The 17,044-nt window shown below is 72.9% G+C and carries 14 protein-coding genes; all 14 read left to right on the top strand.

All coding sequences use genetic code 11. The annotated features are described in order from the left end of the window. Positions 1 to 8: 8 nt before the first annotated feature. The 14 genes from RYJ27_RS03855 (at position 9) to RYJ27_RS03920 (ending at position 17,028) form a co-directional block, all read left to right on the top strand. Positions 9 to 2,885: an MMPL family transporter gene (locus RYJ27_RS03855; protein WP_330171435.1), complete on the top strand. Its 2,877-nt coding sequence runs from the start codon at positions 9 to 11 to the stop codon at positions 2,883 to 2,885. Beyond that, positions 2,882 to 4,714: a YhgE/Pip domain-containing protein gene (locus RYJ27_RS03860; protein WP_330171436.1), complete on the top strand. Its 1,833-nt coding sequence runs from the start codon at positions 2,882 to 2,884 to the stop codon at positions 4,712 to 4,714. Before RYJ27_RS03855 ends, RYJ27_RS03860 begins: the two co-directional genes overlap by 4 nt. Before the next feature lie 333 nt (positions 4,715 to 5,047). After that, positions 5,048 to 5,197, top strand: coding sequence for a hypothetical protein (locus tag RYJ27_RS03865; RefSeq protein WP_330171437.1), 150 nt, complete (start codon positions 5,048 to 5,050; stop codon positions 5,195 to 5,197). 251 nt (positions 5,198 to 5,448) lie between these two features. Continuing rightward, entirely contained in the window at positions 5,449 to 6,546 is a 1,098-nt protein-coding gene (argC, locus tag RYJ27_RS03870) for an N-acetyl-gamma-glutamyl-phosphate reductase (RefSeq protein WP_330171438.1), read from the top strand. Beyond that, entirely contained in the window at positions 6,543 to 7,700 is a 1,158-nt protein-coding gene (gene argJ, locus RYJ27_RS03875) for a bifunctional glutamate N-acetyltransferase/amino-acid acetyltransferase ArgJ (RefSeq protein ID WP_330171439.1), read from the top strand. The genes argC and argJ overlap by 4 nt, the downstream gene beginning before the upstream one ends. After that, positions 7,697 to 8,596 carry an acetylglutamate kinase gene (gene argB / locus RYJ27_RS03880; RefSeq protein WP_330171440.1) on the top strand — a complete coding sequence of 300 codons (900 nt, stop codon included), beginning with the start codon at positions 7,697 to 7,699 and terminating at the stop codon, positions 8,594 to 8,596. The genes argJ and argB overlap by 4 nt, the downstream gene beginning before the upstream one ends. Beyond that, the gene (locus tag RYJ27_RS03885; RefSeq protein WP_330171441.1) at positions 8,593 to 9,825 is read left to right on the top strand and encodes an acetylornithine transaminase; all 1,233 of its coding nucleotides are present in this window, start codon (positions 8,593 to 8,595) and stop codon (positions 9,823 to 9,825) included. The genes argB and RYJ27_RS03885 overlap by 4 nt, the downstream gene beginning before the upstream one ends. Next, positions 9,822 to 10,745, top strand: a complete 924-nt coding sequence (gene argF, locus RYJ27_RS03890; protein WP_330171442.1) for an ornithine carbamoyltransferase — start codon at positions 9,822 to 9,824, stop codon at positions 10,743 to 10,745. The genes RYJ27_RS03885 and argF overlap by 4 nt, the downstream gene beginning before the upstream one ends. After that, a complete protein-coding gene (locus RYJ27_RS03895; protein WP_330171443.1) occupies positions 10,724 to 11,872 on the top strand; it encodes a heparan-alpha-glucosaminide N-acetyltransferase domain-containing protein in 1,149 nt (382 codons plus the stop codon). The genes argF and RYJ27_RS03895 overlap by 22 nt, the downstream gene beginning before the upstream one ends. Before the next feature lie 43 nt (positions 11,873 to 11,915). Continuing rightward, positions 11,916 to 13,346, top strand: a complete 1,431-nt coding sequence (argH, locus tag RYJ27_RS03900; protein ID WP_330171444.1) for an argininosuccinate lyase — start codon at positions 11,916 to 11,918, stop codon at positions 13,344 to 13,346. A 38-nt stretch (positions 13,347 to 13,384) separates the two neighbouring features. After that, entirely contained in the window at positions 13,385 to 14,032 is a 648-nt protein-coding gene (locus tag RYJ27_RS03905) for a SatD family protein (protein ID WP_330171445.1), read from the top strand. Next, positions 14,029 to 14,886 (top strand): hypothetical protein, encoded by an 858-nt coding sequence (locus RYJ27_RS03910; RefSeq protein ID WP_330171446.1) that lies wholly within the window; start codon positions 14,029 to 14,031, stop codon positions 14,884 to 14,886. The genes RYJ27_RS03905 and RYJ27_RS03910 overlap by 4 nt, the downstream gene beginning before the upstream one ends. A gap of 48 nt (positions 14,887 to 14,934) precedes the next feature. Further along, positions 14,935 to 16,251, top strand: coding sequence for a tyrosine--tRNA ligase (gene tyrS / locus RYJ27_RS03915; protein ID WP_330171447.1), 1,317 nt, complete (start codon positions 14,935 to 14,937; stop codon positions 16,249 to 16,251). Positions 16,252 to 16,254: 3 nt separating this feature from the next. Then, positions 16,255 to 17,028 carry a DUF4184 family protein gene (locus tag RYJ27_RS03920; protein ID WP_330171448.1) on the top strand — a complete coding sequence of 258 codons (774 nt, stop codon included), beginning with the start codon at positions 16,255 to 16,257 and terminating at the stop codon, positions 17,026 to 17,028. Positions 17,029 to 17,044: the final 16 nt, after the last annotated feature.

A 17,044-nucleotide genomic window follows, 5' to 3' on the forward strand; every position in this document is an offset into this window, starting at 1 on the left:
CGTCGGAGATGTCCTCCGTTCTGTACCGCATCGGCCGCTTCTGCGCGCGTCGCCGCTGGTGGGTCGTCGCGGTCTGGCTCGTCCTCGCCGTCGGCGGGGGAGCCGCGGCCGGTGCGCTCGGCAATCACCTGCAGTCGTCCTTCGATATCCCCGGCACCCAGGCGCAGACCGCGCTGGATGCGCTGGAGCAGCGGTTCCCGCAGCTGAGCGGGGCGAGCGGCCGCATCGTCGTCGTCGCGCCGGAGGGGGCCACGATCGCCGGCGACGCGGATGCCATCGCCACGGCGTGCGAGGGCGTCGCGGCCGTGGCCGAGGTCACCGCGGTCGGCTGCCCCTATCCGATGTCGGCGAGCGGTTCGACACCCGCCGGCGCGGGGGCGCCCGCGCAGATCTCCGCGGACGGCCGGATGGTCTTCCTCTCGGTGCAGCTCTCGGTCGCCGCCGAGGACGTCCCGGGCACGCTCGTCGACGCGATCGATCAGGCGACGTCGCCCCTGAGCGACGCCGGGCTGCAGGTCGCCGTGTCGGGGATCACGGCCGCCGCCTCCTCCGGCGTCGACTGGACCGAGATCGTGGGCATGGCCGTCGCCTTCCTCGTGCTGGCGGTGACGTTCGGCTCGCTCCTGGCCGCGGGGATGCCGCTCATCACCGCCGCGATCGGCGTCGGCGTCGCGACGAGCTCGATCACGATCGTCGCCGCCTTCGCGCCGGTGCAGGCAACCGCTCCGGTGCTCGCGACGATGCTGGGTCTCGCGGTGGGCATCGACTACGCGCTGCTGATCACGTCGCGGCATCGCGACAACCTCCGGCAGGGCATGGCGGTCGCCGAATCCGTCGCCGTCGCGATTGCGACGGCGGGCACGGCGGTCGTCTTCGCGGGTCTGACCGTCATGATCGCGCTGCTGGGGCTCGCGGTCGCGGGCATCCCCTTCCTGACGGTCATGGGGCTCGGCGCCGCGGCTGCCGTGCTCTGCGCGCTGGCGGTCGCCGTCACGCTCCTCCCGGCGATCCTGACCCTGTGCGGCCGGCGACTCATCCCGAAGCCTCCGCGCCGGAAGCGCACGCCGAAGGCGGCGGTGCCGGATGCGCGGAGGCCTGGCCCCGCGTGGGTGAGGATAGCGACGCGCGCACCGCTTGCCACCGCGGCGATCGTCGTCGTCGCGCTGCTGGCTCTGGCGGTGCCCGCCGCGGGGATGCGCCTGACTCTTCCCGACGCGGGATACGACCCGGCGGGTTCGCCGGCGCGCGTCGCCTACGACCTGCTGAACGAGGGGTTCGGCCCAGGATTCAACGGTCCGCTGCTCATCACCGCGGACATCTCCCGCACGCTCGATGTCGAGCAGGCGCTCGACGCCCTCGACGGAGAGTTCGGATCGGTCGAGGGCGTCGCCGCGACCTCGCAGGCGTTCCCCAACGAGGCGCTCGACCTCGCGGTGCTGACGATCACCCCCACCAGCGCGCCGAGTTCGGCCGAGACGGGCGACCTCGTGCAGCGGCTGCGCGACCTGGCCCCGGCCTTCGAGTCCGCGCACGGGTTCGGGTTCCAGGTCACGGGCCAGACGGCCCTCGCCATCGACATCTCCGACCGGCTGGGCGCGGCGCTCCTGCCGTTCGCGCTGGTCGTCGTCGGGCTGTGCCTGCTGCTGCTGATGATCATGTTCCGCTCGATCGCGGTTCCCGTGACCGCGACGTTCGGCTACCTGCTGACGGTGGGTGCCGCGCTCGGCGTGTCGACGGCCGTCTTCGAGTGGGGGTGGGCGGCCGATCTCCTGGGCGTCGGGAAGGTGGGCCCCGTGATCAGCTTCATGCCGATCCTCGTGATGGCGGTGCTGTTCGGCCTCGCGATGGACTACCACGTCTTCCTCGTCTCGCGGATGCGTGAACGCTACGCAGCGACAGGCGACGCGCGCGTGTCCGTCCGGGAGGGTTTCTCCGCATCCGCGCGGGTCGTCACGGCCGCCGCGCTCATCATGTTCTCGGTCTTCTTCTCCTTCGTCCCGGGCGGCAGCGCGATCATCCAGCCCATCGCGCTCGCGCTCGCCGTGGGCGTGCTCATCGACGCCTTCGTCGTGCGGATGACCCTCGTCCCCGCCCTCATGACGCTGCTCGGCGACCGCGCGTGGTGGTTGCCGCGGGGTCTCGCCCGGGTGCTCCCTGACGCGGATATCGAGGGCGAGGCGGTGCAGCGGATGCTCGCGCAGCGACGGTGGCGCGACGACGACGCCGACCGCCGAGCGGGGCTGCACGCACGGGATGCCGTCGTCGGAGACTCCCGCGCGGCATCCTTCACCGTGCCGGACCGCGGCGTGCTGCTCGTGCGCGGCGACCGCGCCGACGACCTCTGCGCGGCGCTCGCCGGTCGCTCGGCCGATATCGGGGGCGACGTCGCGGTGCGCGGACATGTGCTCCCGTTCGAGCGGGCTGCGGTGGCGTCGGCGACGGCCTACGTGGGGGCGGTGCCCCCGCCGGCCGACGCCGAGTCGGTGGGCGACTACCTCGGGGGGATGCTGCGGCTGAACGGTGTTCCCCGACGCGACCTGGCCGCACGGACGCACCTCGCAGCAGGGGTCTTCGACGCGCTCGTCGACGCGATGGGTGCGTCCGGGGTGCCGACGGGCGAGACCGGTCCGGACACCCCCGTCGCGCGCCTGGACGAGTCAGGACGGTGGGCGCTCGCCGCAGCAGTCGCCCTGGCAAGTGGCCTGCCGCTCGTCGTCGCCGACCTGCGCGGCAGGGCCGCGCCCGTCGTGGCGACGGTGCTGGGCCGGCTCGACCCGTCGGCGACCGCCGTGTTCGCCGTCGACGACGCCGTTCAGCCGCTCACGGATCGCAGCATCGTCTCGGTGCGAGCCGACGCCACCGCACACGAGAGGAGCCGCTCATGAACCGCTTCTGGAGCCTCGTGCCCGCACCCGCCCGGTCGCGGCGGCGCACGGTCGCGGTCATCGTGCTGGCGGTGATCGCACCGCTCCTCGTCCTCCTCGCGCTGCTTCCTCACCGCAGCGTGGAGAGGGTGTCCGCCGCGGTCGTCAATCTCGATGCGCCGCTGGACGCGGACGGCGCCCCTGTCGCCGTGGGCAAGCTCCTCACCGAGAACCTGCTGACGGGTGATGACGGCGTGACCTGGACGCTCACCGACGCGGCCACGGCCGATGCAGGGCTCGCCGACGGCGGGTTCCAGGCGGTCGTGACGATCCCCGCCGAATTCTCGAAGGACGTCGCCACGATCGGTTCGGACGCGCCGACGGTCGCCCAGCTGCAGGTGCGCACGAGCACGCGCCACGGATATGTCGAGGGGACGGTCGCGGATGCGCTCGCGGCCGGGCTGCCCCGCGGCGTCGCGGCGGAACTGACCTCGGGCTACGTCGCGGGGACCCTGAGCGCGTTCGCGGACCTCTCCGAAGCCCTCGGCCAGGCGTCCTCCGGCGCTCGGGACCTGACCGCCGGCATCCAGGGCGCCGGTGAGGGAGCGGGCGCGATCGAGGCGGGAGCGTCTGACCTCGCATCGGGCATCGGTGAGATCGCGCGCATCCTCGACGCCCTGCCCGAGGGGGCGCGGGACCTCGGCGCGCTCAGCGCGGCGGCGTCCGCCGACACCGCGGCCCTCGCGGTCTCCCTCGCCGAAGAAGCGCTCGTCGCCGAGGAGCTCGCTCTGGCTCAGGACGTCGGCGTCATCGGGCTCGATGAGATCGCCGCGCTCATCGCTCTCGACCCGGCGCAGCCGGCGGGCGCGCTGGTGGACGAGATCGAGGCGCTGCGTCAGGGCGCGGCGGGCATCGCGGCGCGCATGCAGACGCAGGCCGGCGCGCTGGCGGGCCACTCGCTGGATGCCGCGGCCGTCGCCCTCGGCACAGGGGTCGTCGCCGACGTCGCCGCCCCGGTCGCCGACGGGCTGGGCCTGCTCGCATCGGCCGAGGCGGCCGCGGGGGAGGGGGCCCGCGAGCTGGCCGGTGGCGTGGGCGACCTGCGCGCGGGGCTCGGCGAGCTCGCGACCGGGTCGGGCGCGCTGGCGTCCGGCCTCGACACGGCGGCCGCCGACATCCCCTCCTACACTTCGGATCAGCAGAGGACGATCGCCGGCGTCGTGGCCGACCCGATCGGCGTGGAGACCGCCTCGTCGGGTGGTCCGACGACCGCGAGGGCCGCGGCGGTCGCGGCGCTCGTTCCCGTCGCGCTCTGGCTGGGCGCGCTGGCGGCGTCGCTGGTCGTCGCGCCGTTCTCCCGGGCCGCCCTCTCCACGTCCGCCTCCGCCCGACGTATCGCGGGGCAGGCCGCGCTCGTCGCCGTCGCGGTCGGCGTCGTCCAGGCCGTGCTCGTGTGGATCGGGGTCGCCGTCCTGGGTGTCGCTGCGGAGCGCATCGCCGTGGCGTTCGGCCTGACCGTGGCGATGTCGGTGTGCTTCGCGCTCGTCCACCAGGCGTTGTGCGGGCTGCTCGGTCGCGCCGGTCTCGTCGTCTCGGTGATCGCTCTGGGCGTGCAGGTCGTCGCCGCGGGAACCCTCGGTCCCGTGCTTGCGGGGTCGATCGCGGCGGGCCCGCTCGCGCTACTCCCGCTCAGCACCGGTCTGCAGGGCACCCAGGCCCTCCTCGGGGGCTCGCTCCACGCCGTCCTGCAGTCGGCGATCGGCCTGCTGCTGTGGGCGGGGGTCGCCGCGCTCGGTGCCGTCGCGGCGGTCGCGCGGGCACGCGCGTCCGTGGCGCCCGCGGCGGCCTGACGATCGCGCATCGAGGAAGGGCGCGGTCCGTGCGGACAACATGCCGGTGACACCGGTGACCTGGCGCCGGGCCCGCCCGGAACGACGGGCCTTCGGCCGACGTCCGGGCGTACTTCGCCGGAGTGTTGTCCGAGCGAACGAGGACGGGTCCGCCGCCGCGGCCCAGCCGGGTGCGACTTCCGTGGGATGGATGGATGACGAACGGGCTGATCCTGGGCGGCACCGGCTGGCTGAGCGGGGCGATCGCCGGGGCGGCGCTTCACTGGACGTACGTCTCGTCGGTCCCGGTCTACGCGGTCGACGACGAGGACGGCGCAGGGTGTCGCGCCGTGGATGGGTCCGCGCTCGCTGCCGCTGTGGCTGCCGGCCGGGATGCCGGGATTCATGACCCGCTCGAACGCCGCGTATCGCGCCGCCGGGGAACGGCGCGCGGGGCTCACACGCGCCAAGAAGCGGGAACTGCTCGCCGCGCTGGGGGCCTGACCACCCACCCCACGAACGCCGGAGATTTGCGGATGCCGCGGCACGGCCGCTATCGTCGGCGCATGCCTTCGGCCGCCACCGCCCTCGAGACGCCTTCCGTGCGCCTCGCCGGTGCGCGCCGACGTCTGGGCGGCCGCCGACTGTAGGCGACCCCGCACGCCCCGCCCCGTGGGCGCGGCAGCGGCGTCGCCGTCGACATCCTCCGCGCCACCGCGCGGGGGCGAGGCCTCCCAGACCCTAAGGTTGACACCATGCCCTATCAGGTAGCCGTCTCCGGCGCCTCCGGATACGCCGGCGGGGAACTGCTCCGGCTGCTCGCGGCGCACCCGGATGTCGAGATCCGCACGGTGACCGCGCACTCGAACGCCGGCCAGCCGCTCGCCCTGCACCAGCCGCACCTCCGCTCGCTCGCTCACCTCACTCTGCAGGACACGACGCCCGAGACCCTCGCGGGGCACGACATCGTCTTCCTCGCCCTGCCGCACGGTCAGTCGGGGCAGTACACCGAGGCGCTCGCCGAGGCGCCGCTCGTGATCGACTGCGGCGCGGACCACCGGCTCGAGTCCGTCTCGGCGTGGGATCACTTCTACGGCGGCGAGTTCCACGAGCCGTGGGCCTACGGCGTGCCCGAGCTCCTGGTCGGAGGCGGCGCCAAGCAGCGCTCCCGCCTGGCCGGGGCATCCCGGATAGCGGCGCCCGGCTGCAATGCATCGACCGTGAGTCTGAGTCTCGTCCCCGGCGTCGCTGCCGGGGTGATCGACACCCGCGACATCGTGAGTGTCCTCGCCGTCGGGCCGAGCGGCGCCGGCAAGAGCCTCAAGACGAACCTCCTCGCGAGCGAGATCCTCGGCTCCGCCAACCCGTATGCCGTCGGCGGCACGCACCGGCACATCCCTGAGATACGCCAGGCGCTCGCCGCCGCGTTGCCGGTGGCGGACTCGGCGAGCGAGCCCGAAGACCGGGTATGGACATCGCTCACCGACGCCATCCGCATCTCGTTCACGCCCGTCATCGTGCCGATGGCGCGCGGCATCCTCGCCACCAGCTCGGCCCCGATCGCGCCGGACGCGTCCGACGCCGACATCCGCGGCGCGTGGGAGGCGGCCTACGGGGACGAGACGTTCGTGCACCTGCTGCCGGCAGGGGAATTCCCTCGCACGGCCGACGTGCTCGGCGCGAACACCGCGCTGATGGGGCTTGCGATCGACCGTGCCGCGAACCGGGTCGTCGTCGTCACCGCCCTCGACAACCTCGCCAAGGGCACGGCGGGCGCGGCGATCCAGTCGATGAACATCGCCCTCGGCCTCCCCGAGGCCACGGGCCTGACCGTGAACGGAGTGGCGCCGTGAGCGTGACCGCACCCCAGGGCTTCGCGGCGGCGGGCGTCGCCGCGGGGCTGAAGTCGACGGGAAAGCCGGATGTCGCGGTCGTCGTCAACCGCGGGCCGCTCAAGGCGGGCGCGGCGGTCTTCACGAGCAATCGCGCCAAGGCCAACCCGATCCTGTGGTCGGAGGTGGCGGTGAGGGACGGCGTCGTCGAAGCGGTCGTGCTCAACTCCGGCGGCGCCAACTGCTTCACGGGCAGCTTCGGGTTCCAGACGACGCACCAGACCGCCGAGAGGGCCGCCGAACTGCTCGGCGTGAGCGCCGGCGACGTCCTCGTGTGCTCCACCGGCTTGATCGGCACGGGCGACGAGGTCTTCCGCGCCAAGGTGCTGGAGGGCACGACCCGCGCGATCGCGGGGCTGACGCCCGACGGCGGCGAGGCCGCGTCGCTCGCGATCATGACGACCGACTCCCGCCCGAAGCGCACCGTCGTGCACGGCGACGGCTGGTCGATCGGCGGCATGGCGAAGGGTGCAGGGATGCTCGCGCCCGGCCTCGCGACGATGCTCGTCGTCCTCACGACCGACGCCGTGCTCACCGCCGAGGAGGCCGACGCCCACCTGCGCGCCGCGACCCGCGTGAGCTTCGACCGGCTCGACTCCGACGGGTGCATGTCCACGAACGATCAGGTGACGCTCATGGTCAGCGGCGCATCCGGTGTGACGCCCGACCCGGTCGAATTCGCCGCCGCCCTCCGCGAGGCCTGCACGAGCCTCGCGACGCAGCTGCAGGGCGACGCCGAGGGCGCGAGCCACGACATCACGATCGAGGTGACCGGCGCGGCATCCGAGGAGGACGCCGTCGACGTCGGCCGCTCCGTCGCCCGGAACAACCTCTTCAAGGCGGCGGTCTTCGGGAACGACCCCAACTGGGGCCGGGTGCTCGCCGCGATCGGCACGACGCATGCCGCGTTCGATCCGTACGACGTCGACGTGAGCATGAACGGCGTCCGCGTCTGCACGAAGGGCGGACCCGACCGGCCGCGGGAAGAGGTCGATCTCACGCCGCGCGCGACGCACGTCGGCATCGATCTGAAGGCGGGCGACGCCTGCGCCACGATCTGGACCAACGACCTGACGCACGACTACGTCCACGAGAACAGCGCGTACAGCTCATGACCGACATCCAGGACACCAGCCCGGAGGAGGCGGCCGAGAAGGCCGCCGTGCTCATCGAGTCGCTGCCGTGGCTCAAGCGCTTCCGCGACCAGATCATCGTCATCAAGTACGGCGGCAACGCGATGGTCTCTGACGAGCTGCAGCAGAGCTTCGCCGAGGACATCGCCTATCTGCGCTTCGTCGGGGTCAAGCCCGTCGTCGTCCACGGCGGGGGCCCGCAGATCTCGGCGATGCTCGATCGGCTCTCGATCCCGAGCGAGTTCAAGGGCGGGTACCGCGTCACCTCGACCGAGGCGATCGGCGTCGTGCGCATGGTGCTGACGGGCCAGATCAATCCGCAGCTGGTGGGCCGCATCAACGCGCACGGGCCGCTCGCGAGCGGCGTGAGCGGCGAGGACGCCGGCCTGTTCGGCGGACGCCGCCGGGGAGTCGTCATCGACGGCGAGGAGCACGACCTCGGCAACGTCGGCGACGTCGTCAGCGTCGATCCGACGACGGTGCACGACCACCTCGAGGCGGGACGCATCCCCGTCGTCTCCTCGATCGCGCCCGACCTCGACAGGCCGGGGCAGAGCCTGAACGTCAACGCGGATGCCGCGGCATCCGCCCTGGCCACGGCGCTCGGCGCTGCGAAGCTCATCGTGCTCACCGACGTCCCCGGTCTCTACGCCGACTGGCCCAACCGGGACTCGCTCGTGTCGCACCTGACCGCGACCGAGCTGCGCGCCATGCTGCCGAGCCTGGAATCGGGCATGATCCCGAAGATGCAGGCGTGCCTGGACGCGGTCGACGGCGGCGTCGACTCGGCGGCGATCATTGACGGACGGGTGCCGCATTCGGTGCTCGTCGAGGTCTTCACGAACAAGGGAATCGGCACGGAGGTGGTCGCGGGATGAGCTGGCAGGACGACGCGGGACGGGATCTGGTGCGCAGCTTCGGCGAACGCATGGCGATGTTCGTCCGCGGCGAGGGTGCGTATCTGTGGGACGACGCCGGCCGCCGCTACCTGGACTTCCTCGGCGGCATCGCCGTCAACTCCCTCGGCCACGCGCACCCCGTGTTCGTCGAGGCGCTCGCGCGGCAGGCGGCGACGCTCACCCACGTCTCGAACTACTTCGCCACGCCCCCGCAGCTGCAGCTCGCGGCGACGCTGAAGCGGCTCGCCGGCACGGGGGAGCGGGGCCGGGTGTACTTCGGCAATTCCGGGGCCGAGGCGAACGAGGCGGCCTTCAAGCTCGCCCGGCTGCACGGACGCGAGAGCGGCCGCCCCCGCATCCTGACGCTCGAGAACGCCTTCCACGGCCGCACGATGGGAACCCTCGCGCTGACGGGCAAGCCCGCGATGCAGGAGCCGTTCTCGCCGATGGTGCCGGGGGTGGAGCACATCCCCGTCACGATCGAGGCGCTCGAGGCCGCGCTCGACGACACCGTCGCGGCGCTCGTCGTGGAGCCCATCCAGGGCGAGGCGGGCGTGGTCGAGCTTCCGGAGGGCTATCTCGCGGCAGCGCGGGAGCTGACCTCGGCGCATGGCGTGCTCCTCATCGTCGACGAGATCCAGACCGGCGCAGGCCGCACCGGCGCGTGGTTCGGGTTCCAGCACGCCGGCATCACGCCCGACGCCATCACCGTGGCCAAGGGCATCGGCGGGGGCTTCCCGATCGGCGCGCTCATCACGTTCGGCGACGCGAGCGAGCTGTTCTTCCCCGGCTCCCACGGCTCCACGTTCGGCGGCAACGCGCTCGGCACCGCCGTGGCGGGCGCCGTGCTCGGTGAGATCGAGCGCGCCGGACTCGTGGCGAACGCCGCGGCGCGCGGTGCGCAGATCCGCGACGCGATCGCGGACATCCATTCGCCGCTGGTGACGGGATGCCGCGGCCAGGGCCTGCTCATCGGCATCGCGCTCGCGCGGCCGGTCGCCGGTGCGGTCGTCGCCGCGGCGCAGACCCATGGGCTCATCGTGAACGCCGCGAATCCCTCGACGGTGCGCATCGCCCCGCCCCTGACGATCGGCGACGACGAGATCGCCGAGTTCGTCGACCTCTTCCAGGCCTCGCTGGCCACCGCAACCGAAGCCCTGCTTCTCGACGACGCGGCCGACGCCGCCCCCGCAAAGGTGAACGCATGACCCGCCACTTCCTCCGCGACGACGACATCACCCCCGCCGAGCAGTCCGAGATCCTCGATCTCGCGCTCGAGCTGAAGAAGAACCGCTGGGCGCAGAAGCCGCTCGCCGGTCCCCAGACCGTCGCCGTCATCTTCGACAAGTCCTCCACCCGCACGCGCGTCTCCTTCGCGGTCGGCATCGCCGACCTGGGCGGCTCGCCGCTGGTCATCTCCACCGCCAACAGCCAGCTGGGCGGCAAGGAGACCCCGGCGGACACGGCTCGGGTGCTCGAGCGGCAGGTCGCGGCGATCGTGTGGCGCACCTACGCGCAGGCCGGGCTCGAGCAGATGGCCCAGGGCACGCGGGTGCCCGTCGTCAACGCACTCTCCGACGACTTCCACCCCTGCCAGCTGCTGGCCGACCTGCTCACGATCCGCGAGCACAAGGGGGAGCTGAAGGGGCTGACGCTGACGTTCTTCGGCGACGGCATGAGCAACATGGCCCACTCCTACGTGCTCGCCGGTGCGACGGCGGGGATGCACGTGCGCGTCGCCTCGCCCGAGGACTACGCGCCCCGCGAGGACGTCGTCGCGGATGCCGACCGGATCGCCGAGGGCACGGGAGGCTCGGTCACGCAGTTCACCGACCCGCTCGAGGCCGCGGCGGGGGCCGACATCGTCGTCACGGACACGTGGGTGTCCATGGGCAAGGAGGAGGAGAAGATCGCGCGTCTTCGCGACCTCGGCGCCTACAAGGTCACGAACGAGACGATGACGCTGGCCAAGCCCGACGCGATCTTCATCCACTGCCTCCCCGCCGACCGCGGCTACGAGGTGGACGCGGAGGTCATCGACGGACCCCAGTCGGTGGTGTGGGACGAGGCCGAGAACCGGCTGCACGCGCAGAAGGCCCTGCTGGTGTGGCTGCTGGCGCAGAGCTGACGACCGGCCGACCGGGCAGGCTCGCCGCGAACTGGCGGGGCCTGAACGGTCCCGCGCGCCTGGCGGGCATCGATCTCGCCCGGGGGCTCGCCGTCATCGGCATGCTCGCGGCCCATCTGCTCGTCACCGACGACCTCGTCTGGACCGACCCCGCCACGTGGACCGGCATCGTCGACGGGCGCTCCTCGATCCTCTTCGCCACCCTCGCGGGCATCTCGATCGGTCTGCTCACCGGCGGTCGCGCGCCGGTGCGCGGCGAGCGCCTCGCGCGCGCGGCGACCGGCCTGGCGGTGCGCGCCCTGATCATCTGGGTGCTGGGCATCCTGCTGATCGCCACCGGCGTGCCGGTGTACGTCATCCTGCCCGCCTACGCGATCCTGTTCCTCCTCGTCCTCCCGCTGCTCACGCTGCGCCCCGTCGTGCTGTTCGGGATCGCGGTGGGTCTGGGGCTGGTGACCCCCTGGGTCTACGCGGCGATCATGACGCTTCCCGTGTGGCGGACGCCGGGAGTGGAGGATGCGAGCCTGCTGATCGGGTGGCAGTACCCGTTCGTGGTGTGGAGCACGTTCATCGTGGCGGGGCTCGGCGTCGGGCGGCTCGATCTGCGCTCCGGGAGCGTGCAGACGGCGCTCGTGCTCTTCGGCGCGGGGATCGCCGCGATCGCCTACGGGCTCGCCCCGCCGGAGGGGCGGCGGGATGCCGCGGCATCGGCGTCGCTCGTGGATGCCGTGTGGACGGCCGAGCCGCACTCGAGCGGCGTGCTCGAGGTGTTCGGTTCGGGCGGCTTCGCGCTCGCCGTCGTCGGCCTGTGCCTCCTGGTGTGCCGGCCCTGGTGGCGAGGGGGCGTCGTCGGTCCGCTCGGATGGGCGGCGCTCCCGCTTCGGGCGCTCGGCTCCATGCCGCTCACCGCCTACGCGGGGCAGATCCTCGCGTGGGCGATCGCGGCCACCATCCTGCTCGGCAGCCCCTCCGACCTGTCCGGGTTCCGCGCGCTGCACCCGTTCGGGAGCTTCGTGTTCTGGAGCATCGTGGGCTGCACGGCGTGGGCGCTCCTGATGGGGCGGGGACCGCTCGAGGCGGTGGTGGCCGCAGCGGTGCGCCGCACGGCATCCCGCATCGTGCGCTGACGGCCCGACGGGCGCGGCACCCGAGGCTGGATAGGGTGGAGCGGTGAGCACCGAGAAGACCGAGGGAACGAACGAGGGCGCCCTGTGGGGGGCGCGATTCGCCAGCGGACCCGCGCCCGAGCTGGCCGCGCTGAGCCGGTCGACGCACTTCGACTGGGTGCTCGCGCCCTACGACATCGCGGGGTCGAAGGCCCACGCCGAGGCGCTCGCCGCGGCGGGCTACCTCGAGGCCGAGGAGCTGACGGCGATGCACGCCGCTCTCGACGAGCTGGCGGCCGACGTCGCGTCGGGCCGCTTCGTCGCCGATCCCGGCGACGAGGACGTGCACGGAGCGCTCGAGCGCGGCCTGATCGAGCGAGCGGGAGCAGAGCTGGGCGGACGCCTGCGCGCCGGCCGCAGCCGCAACGACCAGATCGCGACCCTGGTGCGGCTCTACCTCCTCGACCACGCGGGGGTCATCGCGCGCGACGTGCTGCGGATCATCGACGCCCTCGTCGCGCAGGCGGATGCCGCGGGGGACGCGATCATGCCCGGGCGCACCCACCTGCAGCACGCCCAGCCGATCCTGCTCGCGCACCACCTGCAGGCGCACGCCTGGCCTCTCGTGCGCGACCTCGAGCGGCTGCGCGACTGGCGGGAGCGCGCGAGGGTCTCGCCCTACGGCGGCGGAGCGCTCGCCGGATCGAGCCTCGGGCTCGACCCCGCCCTGGTGGCCGAGCGCCTGGGCATGTCCCGGCCCTCCGAGAACTCGCTCGACGGCACGGCGGCCCGCGACATCGTGGCCGAGTTCGCTTTCATCACCGCGATGATCGGCGTCGACGTGTCGCGGCTGGCCGAGGAGATCATCCTGTGGAACACGCGGGAGTTCGGGTTCGTCACGCTCGATGACGCCTACTCCACCGGCTCCAGCATCATGCCGCAGAAGAAGAACCCCGACATCGCCGAGCTCGCGCGGGGGAAGTCGGGACGCCTGATCGGGAACCTGACGGGACTGCTGGCCACGCTCAAGGCCCTGCCGCTGGCGTACAACCGCGACCTCCAGGAGGACAAGGAGCCGGTGTTCGACTCCGTCGCGACGCTCGAGGTGCTGCTGCCCGCCGTGGCCGGGATGATCGCGACGCTGCGCTTCGACACCGCGCGGATGGCCGAGCTCGCCCCGCAGGGCTTCTCCCTCGCGACCGACGTGGCGGATTGGCTCGTGCGTCGCCGCGTTCCCTTCCGGGAGGCGCACGAGATCTCCGGTGCTCTCGTGCGCGTGTGCGAGCAGCACGGCATCGAGCTTCACGAGGCCGGCGACGAGATGCTGGCAGCCGTCTCCGTCCACCTCGAGCCGTCCGTGCGGGAGGTGCTGACGATCGAGGGATCCGTCCGGAGCCGCAGCGCGGCGGGCGGAACCGCTCCCGAGCGGGTGTCCGAGCAGCGGGCGGAGCTGATCGCACGGGCGCAGAGCGCGGGGCACGACCTCGGACTATAGGTCTTATATTCTGCATAAATAAGCTTTATGCTTATTTCATGGCGATATCGGTGCTCGCAGACATCGTGGGCTCGCGACGACTCGACGACCGGTCGAGCGCCCAGCGCACGATCGAGGCGGCGATCGACCGTGTGCACGGCGACCTGCCGGTGGCCGTGCAGCCCCTCGCGCCCACGGTCGGAGACGAGTTCCAGGGCGTCTTCGCAGAGCTCGAGCACGCCCTCGCCTCGGTGCTGCTCCTGCGCCTCGCGCTCCCCGACGGGCTGGAGTGCCGGTTCGGCGTGGGCGTCGGCGACATCCGCACGGTCCCCTCGGCGGCGGGGGCGATTCCCGAAGGGCCGGGGTGGTGGGCCGCGCGGGAGGCGATCGAGGTCGTACACGCGCGGCAGCAGCGCGCCGTCCCCGCGCTGCGCACGTGGGTTGTCGGGGGCGAGGAGGAGGATGCCCTCATGCACCGGCAGATCTCCCTCGCCAACGCCTACCTCCTCAGCCGCGACCAGGTGGTGGGCGCCATGGCGGAGCGAACGCGACGCCTCGTGTACGGCCGATGCCTCGGTCGCACGCAGAAGCAGCTCGCCGAGGGCGAGGGGATCACGCAGTCCGCGGTGTCGCAGGCGCTGACCTCGTCGGGTGCGGCGGGGGTCGTCGAGGGCTACCGCCTCCTGATCCGGGCGGGTGCCGCGTGATCGCCGCGGGCCTCGTGCTCCTCGCCCTCGGCCTCGCCGATCTCGCGCGCCAGGCGGTGCACCGTCACCGGTGGGTCGCGCTCGCCGCCGTCCTGATCGTCGTGCTGGCCCTGGGCGTGGTCGTGGATGCCGTGCCCGCCGCCGCGATGGCGCTCGCCGTCACGACGGGGTGGGTGTGGCTGATGCCCGTGGGGGCGCCCGCGCGGGCGGGCGTCTGGCCCGCCGTGGCCGTCTTCGGCCTCGCGACCGCGAGCGTGGCGTGGATCGCGCCGCGCAGCGAGCCGGGACTGATCGGCCCCGTCTGGCGGATGCCGGTCCCCGGCGGAGAGCTGACCCCCGACCACGCCGTGCTCGTGATCGGGGCCGCCGTCTTCCTCCTCGAGAGCGCGAACGTCGTGGTGCGTGCGGCGCTCGGCACGCACGCCCTCCCCGCGCGCACGGGCGGGGCGCGGGCGCCCCGGAGCGCCGAGCCCCGGCATCCCCCTCCCGTCAGCGACGGCTTCGTCATCCCGCCGCGCCCGCCGCTGCCCGGCGCCCCGGCGCGCGACGAACCGCCCGAGCCGGAGGGCGGGTCGGCCGACGACGCCGTGCCGCTGCCCGAGCGGCCCTCGCTCAAGGGCGGTCGCCTCATCGGTCCCCTGGAGCGGATCCTCGTCTTCGCGCTGACGCTCGCGGGCGCCTACGCGCTGCTGGCGGCGGCGCTCGCGGCCAAGGGCATCGTGCGCTTCCCGGAGATCTCCCGCGACGACGCCGGCGACCGCGCCGAGTACTTCCTCGTCGGCAGCCTCGTCAGCTGGGTGCTCGCGCTCGCCTCGGCCTTCCTCGTCTGGTGGGGGTTCGGCCTCGCGCGTTGAGCCCTCCGGGGACCGAGGCGCGGGGATGCCGCTGGTAGCCTCGAAGACGTGCCCACCGACCCCTCCGATGCCGTGCTGCGCGCCGTGACCCCCGCCAACGATCCGTCGTTCGACAACGTCTGGGACGAACTGGTCTGGCGCGGCCTGGTCCACGTCTCCACCGACGAGGAGGCCCTTCGCACGCTGCTCGGCGGCGCCCCGATCGTGTTCTACTGCGGGTTCGACCCCACCGCGCCGAGCCTTCATCTGGGCAACCTCGTGCAGCTGCTGGTCATGCGGCGGCTGCAGCTGGCGGGTCACCTGCCGCTCGGTCTCGTGGGGGGCTCGACCGGCCTCATCGGAGATCCGCGGCCCACCGCCGAGCGCACCCTCAACACGCCCGAGACGGTGCAGGAGTGGGTCGCGAAGCTGCGGGCGCAGATCGAGCGCTTCCTGAGCTTCGAGGGCACCGGGGCCGCGCGCGTGGTCAACAATCTCGACTGGACCGCCCCGCTGTCGGCGATCGACTTCCTTCGCGACATCGGAAAGCACTATCGCGTCGGCACGATGCTGAAGAAGGACGCGGTCGCCGCCCGGCTGAACTCCGAGGCGGGGATCAGCTACACCGAGTTCAGCTACCAGATCCTGCAGGGCATGGACTACCTGGAGCTGTACCGCACCTACGGCTGCGTGCTGCAGACCGGCGGCAGCGACCAGTGGGGCAACCTCACCAGCGGAACCGACCTGATCCACCGCGTCGAGGGCGTGTCGGCCCACGCGATCGGCACTCCGCTGATCACCAACAGCGACGGCACCAAGTTCGGCAAGAGCGAGGGCAACGCCATCTGGCTGGATGCCGCGATGTGCAGCCCCTACCGGATGTACCAGTTCTGGCTCAACACCGACGACGCCGACGTCATCGAGCGCCTGAAGATCTTCACGTTCCTCACGCGCGAGGAGATCGAGCACTACGCGCGGCTGGTGGAGAGCGAACCGTTCCGCAGGGCTGCGCAGAAGCGCCTGGCGCACGAGGTGACGGCGCTCGTGCACGGGGCGGATGCCGCGGCATCCGTCATCGCCGCCTCCGAGGCGCTGTTCGGACAGGGCGACCTGCGCGCGCTCGACGCCCAGACGCTCGCGACCGCGCTGCGGGAGCTGCCCCACGCGGAGGTCGAGGCCGGCACGGGCGTCGTGCACGCGCTCGTGGAGACCGGGCTCGTGCAGAGCCTCTCTGAGGCCCGGCGCGCGATCGCGCAGGGCGGGGTGTCGCTCGACGGCGAGAAGGTCGCCGATGACACCGCCGTCGTCGCCGGCTCCCTGCCCGGGGGCGTATCGGTGCTGCGGCGGGGGAAGAAGACGCTCGCCGGGCTGTTCCTGCGGAACTGATCCGTGCCATTCACGCCGAGCCATGCGGTCGTCGCGCTGCCGTTCGTGCGCACGCCGCTGGTACCGGCCGCGATCGCCGTGGGGGCGATGACACCCGATCTGCCGATCTTCACTCGCGGGTACCTCCTGCGGTATTCCGCCACCCACGACTTCGCGTGGCTGCCGGCGACGCTCCTGCTCGCCCTCGCCCTGCTGCTCGTGTGGCGCTGCGTCCTGCGACCGGCCGCGCGGGAGCTCTCGCCGTCATGGCTCGCGGCTCGGCTGCCGAGCGAATGGGACCGCGGGGCCGGGCGTGCGCTGGCGGAGACGCTCGGCGGGGGCGTGCGGGGCATCCTGCTGCTCGTCGCCTCCCTCGCGATCGGCGTGGTCTCCCACATCGTCTGGGACCTGTTCACCCACCACGGGCGCTGGGGTGTGCGGCTCCTGCCGGCTCTCGACACCGGCTGGGCGGGGCAGCCGCTCTACGCCTGGCTGCAGGATGCGTCGTCGGCGCTCGGGCTGGGGATCCTCGCCGTCGCTGGGGTGCTGTGGCTGCGACGCCCCCCGGCGTCGCCCCCCGTCCGGCGGTTCCCGCGGCTCGTCCGGTGGACGTGGTGGGTTTCCCTGCCCGTCGCGCTCGCGGCGGCCGCGGTGTGGGGCTACGTGGTCTTCGGGCCCTTCCGCCCCGGATTCGGCATCGAGCATCTCGCGTATCTCGTGCTGCCCCCGGCCGCCGCGCTCTGGGGCGTCGCGACGCTCGTGCTGGCCGTCGTCGTCGCGCCGTCGCGTCGACGCTGAGCGCGGCCGGGGAGGG

This window comes from Microbacterium limosum (assembly GCF_036324365.1).
Taxonomy (GTDB): domain Bacteria; phylum Actinomycetota; class Actinomycetes; order Actinomycetales; family Microbacteriaceae; genus Microbacterium; species Microbacterium limosum.

Bases quoted from the DNA above. Each gene is read 5' to 3' on its own strand.
- RYJ27_RS03865 (WP_330171437.1), top strand. From the start codon at position 5,048: ATGGGTCCGCGCTCGCTGCCGCTGTGGCTGCCGGCCGGGATGCCGGGA.
- argB (WP_330171440.1), top strand. From the start codon at position 7,697: ATGACCGACATCCAGGACACCAGCCCGGAGGAGGCGGCCGAGAAGGCC.
- RYJ27_RS03905 (WP_330171445.1), top strand. From the start codon at position 13,385: ATGGCGATATCGGTGCTCGCAGACATCGTGGGCTCGCGACGACTCGAC.
- RYJ27_RS03860 (WP_330171436.1), top strand. From the start codon at position 2,882: ATGAACCGCTTCTGGAGCCTCGTGCCCGCACCCGCCCGGTCGCGGCGG.
- RYJ27_RS03855 (WP_330171435.1), top strand. From the start codon at position 9: ATGTCCTCCGTTCTGTACCGCATCGGCCGCTTCTGCGCGCGTCGCCGC.
- argC (WP_330171438.1), top strand. From the start codon at position 5,449: ATGCCCTATCAGGTAGCCGTCTCCGGCGCCTCCGGATACGCCGGCGGG.
- RYJ27_RS03885 (WP_330171441.1), top strand. From the start codon at position 8,593: ATGAGCTGGCAGGACGACGCGGGACGGGATCTGGTGCGCAGCTTCGGC.
- argF (WP_330171442.1), top strand. From the start codon at position 9,822: ATGACCCGCCACTTCCTCCGCGACGACGACATCACCCCCGCCGAGCAG.